The sequence below is a fragment of the Mycobacterium sp. genome (genome assembly GCF_035633495.1).
Taxonomy (GTDB): Bacteria; Actinomycetota; Actinomycetes; order Mycobacteriales; family Mycobacteriaceae; genus Mycobacterium.
Genome location: NZ_DASQEU010000030.1, coordinates 1 through 8,632 on the forward strand (window position 1 = coordinate 1; position 8,632 = coordinate 8,632).

Genomic DNA, 8,632 nt, shown 5'->3' on the forward strand with positions numbered 1-8,632 from the left:
GGCGGGATCGGACCGGGGACGGTGATCGCCTCGCTCGCGTGCAACACCTTGGAGAGCTCGATGTCGATGCCGGGAAACTTCACCGTCGGTGGTTCGGTCATGTGAAAGGTCTGCGCCACGTTGCCGAACGTCGGAAGCACCTGAGGCGTGTCGTCGGCCAGATAGCGCAACTCGCGCTCGTCGAGCGGATCGGCGCCTGCGCCGAGGCCGAGGTGGTACAGCTGCACATCGCTACTGCTCCAAGAGAATTCGACCGGTGGCAGCTCGGCGCCAATCGCCTCGTCGAGATTGATCGGCACGTCAGGCTTCTGTCTCTGATGCCGCTGTCGCGGCGGCGGCCAGGTGCAGCGCGGCGAGGTAGCCGAAGGTCATGGCGGGTCCGATGGTGCCGCCGGGACCCGGATAGGTATGTCCCATCACCGGCGAGCTGACGTTGCCCGCGGCGTAGAGGCCGTCGATGACCGAACCGTCGTCGCGCAGCGCCCGGCCGTTGACGTCGGTGCGGACGCCGCCCTTGGTACCCAGGTCGCCGGGCACCATCTTGGCCGCGTAGAAGGGGCCGTGGCTGATCTCGCCGAGGTTGGGGTTGGGCTTGTTGGTCGGATCGCCGTAGTAGCGGTCATAGGCGCTGTCGCCGCGGTGGAAGTCCTCGTCCACGCCCGAGCGGGCGAAGCCGTTGAAGCGGTCGACGGTGTCGGAGAACTCGCCGAGTGGCAGGCCGGTCCTCTCGGCCAACTCCTCGAGCGTATCGGCCTTGAGCACGACCCCAGACTCGAGCCACTTCTTCGGAATGCGTTGTCCCGGTTGCAGTCCCGCGAAAATGTAGCGGTCGCGGTACTGCTGGTCGAAGATCAGCCAGGAGGGTACGTTCTCGCCGGGGCCCTCGCCCTGGCCGAACTCGCCGCCGTACATCCAGTGGCACGCCTCCACGTACGGCATCGACTCGTTCATGAATCGCTTGCCGCTGGTGTTGACGATGATGGAACCGGGGGAGTTGCGCTCGGACAGCGCGAACCACGGGGCCCCGACCAGCGGGACCGTGGGCCCCCACCAGGCGTCCTCCATGATCTCCAGTGCGGCACCGAGCTTTTCGGCGGCCAGGATGCCGTCGCCGGTGTTGGCAGAAGCGCCCACGGTCCACTCCGTGGTGATCGGAGCGCGCTGGTACTTCACCCGCATCTGTTCGTTGTGCTCGAAGCCGCCGCTGCCGAGGATGACGCCGCGTCGGGCCTTGATCAGCCGGGGCTCGTCGGATTCCGGGGCGTTGGCGTCCCGGACGTAGACGCCGCGCACGGCGCCCTCCTCGACGAACAGGTCGGTCAGTGCGGTGTTGAGCTGGACTGGCACACCGGCCTTCTGCAGCCCGATCCGCATCGGCGCGATCAGTGCGCGGCCCATGCCGACCAGGTTCTTGCCGGTGGCCTTGGCCCACGTCGCGCGCACGCCGACCTTGAGGCTGCGCAGCACGCCGCGCGGATGGCGCTTGAGCTGGTTCAACCGCACGTAGTCCTGCTGCATCACGACCATGTTCATCGGAACCTTGCCGTACGCAGGCTCCAGGCCGGCCTCATCGCGGCCGAGCTTCTTCGCGTTGAACGGCCTTGGCTCGACGGAGCGCCCGCAGGGCTTGCCACCGGCGGCTTCCGGGTAGTAGTCGGAATAGCCGGGCACCCAGCACAGCTTCAACGGCGAGTTCTTCAGTACGAACGACAGCATCTCCGGACCGCGCTCCAGATAGGTGTCGACCTTCTCCGGCGGAACGGCATCGCCGATGATCGTGTGCAGGTAGATGCGGGCCGCCTCGGCCGTGTCCTTGACCCCATCGCGCTCGAGGACTTCGTTGTTCGGAATCCAGACGCCACCACCCGAGCGTGCGGTAGAACCTCCGTAGTGCGGAGCCTTCTCGACGACTAGTGTCGAGAGTCCCCGGTGGGCGGCGGTGAGTGCGGCCACCATGCCCGCGGCGCCGCTACCGACCACGATGACGTCGTACTCCTGCTGAGTCATGTAGAACACGTTATAGAATCGTCCGGCCGACCCACAACTGCGCCGGTCGACGAAACGAGGGGACTTCACCGATGTTGTCCGTTGAAGTACGCGACGAACTCGCCGCCGAACTGGCCCATGCCGAGCGCAGCAAGGTACCGATGAAGCCGCTGACGGACGGCGTTCCCGGCATGGACGTCGTCGATGCCTATGAGATCCAGTTGATCAACATTCGTCAGCGCGTCGCCGAGGGCGCTCGGGTGATCGGGCACAAGGTCGGCCTGTCGTCCGAGGCGATGCAGAAGATGATGAACGTCGACGAGCCCGACTACGGTCATCTGCTCGACGAGATGGAGGTCTTCGAGGACGTCCCTGTCGCGGCGGGCCGGTTCCTGTATCCGCGCGTCGAGGTCGAGGTCGGCTTCATCCTCGCCGACGACCTGCCCGGTGCCGGGTGCACCGAGGACGACGTGCTCGCCGCAACGGCCGCCTTCGCCCCCTCGATCGAGTTGATCGACACCAGGATCACCGAATGGAAGATCAAGTTGTGCGACACGATCGCCGACAACGCGTCGTCGGCGGGCTGGGTGCTCGGCAAGGCCCGCGTGTCGCCCAAGGACATCGACATCCGCACCATCGACGCGGTCCTGACCCGCAACGGCGAGGTCGTCGCCGAGGGGCGCAGCGACGCCGTGCTCGGCAACCCGGTGACCGCCGTCGCCTGGCTGGCCCGCAAGGTCGACGACTTCGGGGTTCGGTTGAGGGCCGGCGACATCGTGCTGCCCGGGTCCTGCACGCGTGCGATAGATGCACGTCCAGGCGACGATTTCGTAGCTGATTTCGACCGGCTAGGTTCAGTCCACCTGTCGTTCGAATAAATGGGAGTGCACATGCCTCGCAAGGCATCCGTCGCGATCGTCGGGTCCGGAAACATCAGCACCGACCTGCTGTACAAAATGCTCCGCTCGGAGTGGCTCGAGCCGCGCTGGATGATCGGCATCGATCCCGAGAGCGAGGGTTTGGCGAGGGCGCGCAAGCTGGGCCTGGAGACCTCCCACGAAGGCGTGGACTGGCTGTTGGCGTTGGACGAGAAGCCGGACATCCTCTTCGAGGCCACCAGCGCCTACGTGCACCGCGACGCCGCACCGCGCTACGCCGAGGCGGGCATCCGCGCCATCGACCTGACCCCGGCCGCTGTCGGGCCTGGAGTGATCCCGCCGGCGAACCTGCGCGAACATCTCGATGCGCCGAACGTCAACATGGTCACCTGCGGTGGGCAGGCCACCATCCCGATGGTCTACGCAGTGTGTCGCGCAGTCGCCGAACAGGGCGGGGTCGTGCCGTACGCCGAGATCGTGGCGTCGGTGTCGTCGGCCTCAGCCGGGCCGGGCACCCGCGCCAACATCGACGAGTTCACCAAGACCACCAGCCGGGGCGTCGAGGTCATCGGCGGCGCCAGGCGCGGCAAGGCCATCATCATCCTCAACCCCGCCGATCCGCCGATGATCATGCGCGACACAATCTTCTGCGCCATCCCCGAGGATGCCGATCAGGACGCGATCACCAAGTCGATCAAGGAAGTCATCGCGGAGGTGCAGACCTACGTGCCCGGCTACCGGCTACTCAACGAGCCCCAGTTCGACCCGCCGTCGGTGCACTCGGGCGGGCACGCGCTGGTGACGACCTTCGTCGAGGTCGAGGGTGCGGGCGACTACCTGCCGCCGTACGCCGGGAATCTGGACATCATGACCGCCGCGGCGACGAAGGTCGGCGAGGAGATCGCCAAGGAATCGCTGTCGACGACCACCGGAGGTGCTCACGCATGAGCGACATCTACTTCAACCCCATCTGGGACGTCCGGATGACCGACACGTCGCTGCGCGACGGGAGCCACCACAAGCGTCACCAGTTCACCAAGGACGAAGTGGCTTCCATCGTCGCGGCGCTGGACGCTGCGGGGGTTCCGGTCATCGAGGTCACCCACGGGGACGGGCTGGGCGGCTCGAGCTTCAACTACGGCTTCTCCAAGACCCCCGAGCAGGAACTCATCAGGTTGGCCGCCGAGACGGCCAAGGAATCCAAGATCGCCTTCCTCATGCTGCCCGGGGTGGGCACCAAGGAGGACATCAAGGAGGCGCAGAACAACGGCGGGTCGATCTGCCGCATCGCCACCCACTGCACCGAGGCCGACGTCTCGATCCAACACTTCGGGCTGGCGCGCGAACTGGGCCTGGAGACCGTCGGGTTCCTGATGATGAGCCACACCATCAGCCCGGAGAAGCTGGCCGCTCAGGCCCGCATCATGGCCGACGCGGGCTGCCAGTGCGTCTACGTCGTGGACTCCGCGGGTGCGCTGGTGCTCGAGGGCGTGGCCGACCGGGTCGCCGCGCTGGTCGCCGAGTTGGGGTCGGATGCTCAAGTTGGTTTTCATGGCCACGAGAACCTCGGCCTCGGCGTGGCCAACTCGGTGGAGGCCGTGCGGGCGGGCGCCAAGCAGATCGACGGCAGCACGCGGCGCTTCGGCGCGGGTGCGGGCAACGCCCCGGTCGAGGCCATGATCGGGGTGTTCGACAAGATCGGCGTCAAGACCGGCATCGACTTCTTCGAGATCGCCGACGCCGCCGAGGACGTGGTGCGCCCCGCCATGCCCGCCGAGTGCCTGCTGGATCGCAACGCACTGGTCATGGGTTACTCCGGGGTGTACTCCAGCTTCCTCAAGCACGCGATCCGCCAGTCGGAGCGCTACGGCGTGCCCGCGCACCAGCTGTTGCACCGGGCGGGTCAGCGCAAGCTGATCGGCGGCCAGGAGGATCAACTCATCGACATCGCGTTGGAGATCAAGCGGGAGCAGGACGCCGCGACCACATAGTCGTCACAGGCGCCACACGGGCATCAATCAGCGGGGCATGGGGCCGTCTCGGAACCTGATATCACCGGCGATGTCAGGTTCGGGGTTGTTGTCCGTGGCCGGACCGAAAAGCCGCTAAGTAGTCGGGCTAAGCAAAGAATTCTCGATTGGCGATTAAGGCGGTGCGGCCTGCATCGATGCCGGCGGGTCGAGGGCCGACGTGGAGTCGTCGGTGTTTAGTACGCCAGCATGCGGCTACGCCTTGACTGCGATGGACGAACCCGTCGCAGATCAAAGGAAGGTATTCGATGAATTCGAACAAGACCACCATGACCGCCCGGCGCGGCCTGTACGGCGTACTCGCCGGTGGCCTGCTGGGAGGCATCGCATCCGCCGCGATCGTCATGCCGAGCGCGAACGCCGCGCCGGACCAGTGCAGTGCCAGCGGCATGGCCACCACCGTCAGCTCGGTGTCGTTGTCCATGAGCACGTATCTGCAGACGCATCCCGAGACCAACCAGGCGCTGACGGACATCTCCAAGCAGTCGCCAACTCAGGCCGAGGTGTCCTACCGGACGTACTTCACCGCCAACCCCAAGGTGGCCGACGACCTGAAGGCGATCCAACAGCCCGTCACCGAGCTGTCCACGCAGTGCGACACACAGGTGGGGCCGAACCAGGTGGTCGACGCTCTGAAGTCGCTGTAAAAACGAGTCGCCTCAACAGGCACTTAATGGGCAACAGCCTCATCGCGCTGGCGGTTTCCGTCAGCGCGATGAGTGCTTCCGGGGTATGCGAACGCCCATGCGTCCCGGCCGTGTTTGGATGACGTCCGTGAGCACCTTCCCCGGATTCGCCGACGAGGGTTTCGGGCCGGTCGCGGACGCATTCGTCGAAAACTTCGGGCGTGGTGCCGAGATGGGCGCGGCGTGCGGGGTGTACCACGACGGCCGTCTGGTCGTCGACCTGTACGGCGGCACCGGCGACGCCGTCACCGGCAGGCCATGGACCGCCGACACGCTCACCATCGGCTTCTCCGTCTCCAAGGGGCTGATGGCGCTCTGCGGCTACCTGGCGCAACAGCGCGGGCTGCTCGACTTCGACGCGCCGGTCGCGACGGTGTGGCCCGAGTTCGCCGCGAATGGCAAGCAGGACATCGTGATTCGCGACGTGTTCGCGCACCGGGCCGGGCTGATGGCGCTGGACGTCGACCTGACGCTGGACGACGTGCTGGCGTGGGAGCCGGTGATCCGCGCCATCGAAGGTCAGCGACCGCTGTGGGCACCGGGTACCGCCTTCGCCTATCACGCGTTGACGTTCGGCTGGCTCACCGGCGAGATCCTGCGCCGCGCCACCGGGAAGATGCCGGGTGCACTGCTTGCCGACTACCTCACCGAGGGCCTTGGCGCCAACGCTTGGATCGGGCTTCCCGCCGACGCGGAACACCGGGTGGCCCGCATGCACGCACCGCGTTCACGGCTTCTGCGCACCGGCTACCGGGCCCTCCCCAAGATTCTGCGACGCATCGGCAAGGCGCCCGCGGTGCGCACGGTCACCCTGGGTTCGGCGTTCCCGTTCTCCCTGATCGACGGCTGCGCGGGTGACTTCAACTCACCCGCGGTGCACGCCGCCCAGATCCCGGCGGCCAACGCCATTCTCGACGCCCGTGCCCTCGCGGCCATCTACGGCGCGGCGGTGTCTCCGGTGACGGGCGCGCCGCTGCTGACCGCGGCCTCGATCGCCGATGCCGTCACCGTGCGTTCGGCGGGTGATGGCTGGTCTGCCGCGCTCAATGCGCCAGGCATCCGCTTCTCGACGGGGTTCCTGATCAACGGCATCCCGTTCCGGCCGCTGCTGTCGGATTCGTCGTTCGGACACGATGGCGCCAGCGGCAGCCTCGGGTTCGCCGATGCCGACAGTCAGACGGGCTTCGGCTACGTCAACAACCTCATCGCACCGCGCGATCACCGCGCCAACAACCTGACCGCCGCGCTTCGACGCTGCCTCGATCGCTAGCCCGTCGGACGGGGCGGGCACGATGGGGTGATGGCCACCCGGGAGCAGGCACAGACGATCCTCGAACAGTTGGCCGGACCGCAGGCGATCCTGCGCGACGACCAGTGGACCGCGATCGAGGCGCTCGTCGTGCACCGCCGCCGCGCGCTGGTCGTGCAACGCACCGGCTGGGGTAAGTCGGCGGTCTACTTCATCGCGGCCAAGCTGCTCCGCGCCAGCGGGCACGGACCCACGGTCATCGTCTCGCCGCTGCTAGCGTTGATGCGCAACCAGGTGCAGGCAGCCGACCGGGCAGGCGTACACGCGGCCACCATCAACTCGAGTAACGTCACCGACTGGGGCGAGATCCACGACCGCGTGCGGCACGGAGACCTCGACGTTCTCCTGGTCAGCCCGGAACGCCTGAACAATCCCGACTTTCGCGATCAGGTGCTGCCCGCGCTGGCGCACGACGCCGGCCTCGTCGTGGTCGACGAGGCGCACTGCGTGTCGGACTGGGGCCACGACTTCCGGCCCGACTATCGACGCATCCGCACGCTGATCGCCGAACTCGGCACCGACGTTCCGGTGCTCGCGACCACGGCCACGGCCAACGACCGCGTCGTCGACGACGTGGCGAGCCAGTTGGGGGTCGGCGGTCGGGACACCCTGGTGCTTCGGGGCGGGCTGGACCGCGAGTCGCTGCGGCTGTCGGTGGTCAAGGCGGGCAATCCGGCACAACGCGCGGCTTGGCTTGCTGCACAGCTTGATTCACTGCCGGGCTCGGGCATCGTCTACACGCTGACCGTGGCGCAGGCGAACGACGTCGCGGCGCTCCTTCGCGATCAAGGCCACACCGTCGCGGCCTACACCGGAGCCACCGAGACCGCCGAGCGCGAACAACTCGAGGGGGACCTGCTGGCCAACCGGGTCAAGGCGCTGATCGCCACGTCTGCGCTGGGCATGGGATTCGACAAGCCGGACCTCGGGTTCGTCGTGCATCTCGGCGCGCCCTCCTCGCCGATCGCGTACTACCAGCAGGTCGGCCGCGCGGGCCGTTCGACGGCCAGCGCCGAGGTGGTGCTGCTGCCCGGCCACGAGGACCAGGACGTCTGGCGCTACTTCTCCTCCGTCGCGTTCCCGTCAGAGGCCATGGTGCGCAACGTGATCGGTGCCCTCGCGCCCGATCGGCCGCAGTCGACGCCCGCGCTCGAACCGTTGGTGGATCTGGGCCGCACGCGGCTGGAGATGGTGCTGAAGGTGCTCGACGTCGACGGGGCGGTTCGCCGCGTCAAGGGCGGTTGGGTGGGCACCGGGGTGCCGTGGGAGTACGACGAGGCCCGCTACCGCAAGCTCGACGAGGCCCGCAAGCGCGAGCAGCAGGCGATGCTCGACTACCAGGTGACCGACGGCTGTCGAATGGCCTTCCTGCGTGGCCAACTCGACGATCCGGAGCTTGTCGACGGCGAGCGCTGCGGACGCTGTGACAACTGCACCGGAAAGCGGTACGACGCCGACGTCGATGCGTCGTCGGCGGAGGACACCCGGCAGCGGCTCATGCGGCCCGGCGTCGAGATCGCGCCCCGCAAGCAGTGGCCGTCCGGGCTGGCCAAGCTCGGCGTGAAACTGAGCGGCAAGATCGGCGACGGGCCGGCACCGGGACGGGTGATCGGCAGGCTCACCGACCTGGGTTGGGGCGCCCGGCTGCGTCGCCTGCTCGACGAACCCGATGCCGAGGTGCCCGAGGACGTCGTGCAGGCCGCCGTGAAGGTGCTGGCGTCGTGGGACTGGACCACCAGGCCC

The 8,632-nt window shown here is 67.5% G+C and carries 7 protein-coding genes and 1 pseudogene; 6 read left to right on the plus strand and 2 right to left on the minus strand.

Going from position 1 to position 8,632, the window contains the following annotated elements:
* Both VET27_RS05450 and kstD read right to left on the minus strand, forming a co-directional pair.
* Positions 1-299: pseudogene (locus VET27_RS05450) on the minus strand (3-alpha,7-alpha,12-alpha-trihydroxy-5-beta-cholest-24-enoyl-CoA hydratase); the annotation flags it as partial.
* A 1-nt stretch (position 300) separates the two neighbouring features.
* Positions 301-2,007 carry a 3-oxosteroid 1-dehydrogenase gene (gene kstD, locus VET27_RS05455; protein WP_526515905.1) on the minus strand — a complete coding sequence of 569 codons (1,707 nt, stop codon included), beginning with the start codon at positions 2,005-2,007 and terminating at the stop codon, positions 301-303.
* Between the two features lie 71 nt (positions 2,008-2,078).
* On the opposite strand from kstD, the gene VET27_RS05460 reads away from it, so the two are divergent.
* The 6 genes from VET27_RS05460 to VET27_RS05485 form a co-directional block, all read left to right on the plus strand.
* The gene (locus VET27_RS05460; RefSeq protein WP_526515907.1) at positions 2,079-2,864 is read left to right on the plus strand and encodes a 2-keto-4-pentenoate hydratase; all 786 of its coding nucleotides are present in this window, start codon (positions 2,079-2,081) and stop codon (positions 2,862-2,864) included.
* Positions 2,865-2,876: 12 nt separating this feature from the next.
* The gene (locus VET27_RS05465; RefSeq protein ID WP_526515909.1) at positions 2,877-3,812 is read left to right on the plus strand and encodes an acetaldehyde dehydrogenase (acetylating); all 936 of its coding nucleotides are present in this window, start codon (positions 2,877-2,879) and stop codon (positions 3,810-3,812) included.
* Complete coding sequence (gene dmpG, locus VET27_RS05470; protein ID WP_526515911.1) at positions 3,809-4,855, plus strand: 4-hydroxy-2-oxovalerate aldolase; 1,047 nt, start codon at positions 3,809-3,811, stop codon at positions 4,853-4,855. The genes VET27_RS05465 and dmpG overlap by 4 nt, the downstream gene beginning before the upstream one ends.
* Positions 4,856-5,142: 287 nt before the next feature.
* Positions 5,143-5,541 carry a hemophore-related protein gene (locus tag VET27_RS05475; RefSeq protein ID WP_526515913.1) on the plus strand — a complete coding sequence of 133 codons (399 nt, stop codon included), beginning with the start codon at positions 5,143-5,145 and terminating at the stop codon, positions 5,539-5,541.
* Between the two features lie 127 nt (positions 5,542-5,668).
* The gene (locus VET27_RS05480; RefSeq protein ID WP_526515915.1) at positions 5,669-6,850 is read left to right on the plus strand and encodes a serine hydrolase domain-containing protein; all 1,182 of its coding nucleotides are present in this window, start codon (positions 5,669-5,671) and stop codon (positions 6,848-6,850) included.
* 30 nt (positions 6,851-6,880) lie between these two features.
* Positions 6,881-8,632 (plus strand): RecQ family ATP-dependent DNA helicase (locus VET27_RS05485; RefSeq protein WP_526515917.1); only part of this gene is annotated, 1,752 nt, incomplete at its 3' end.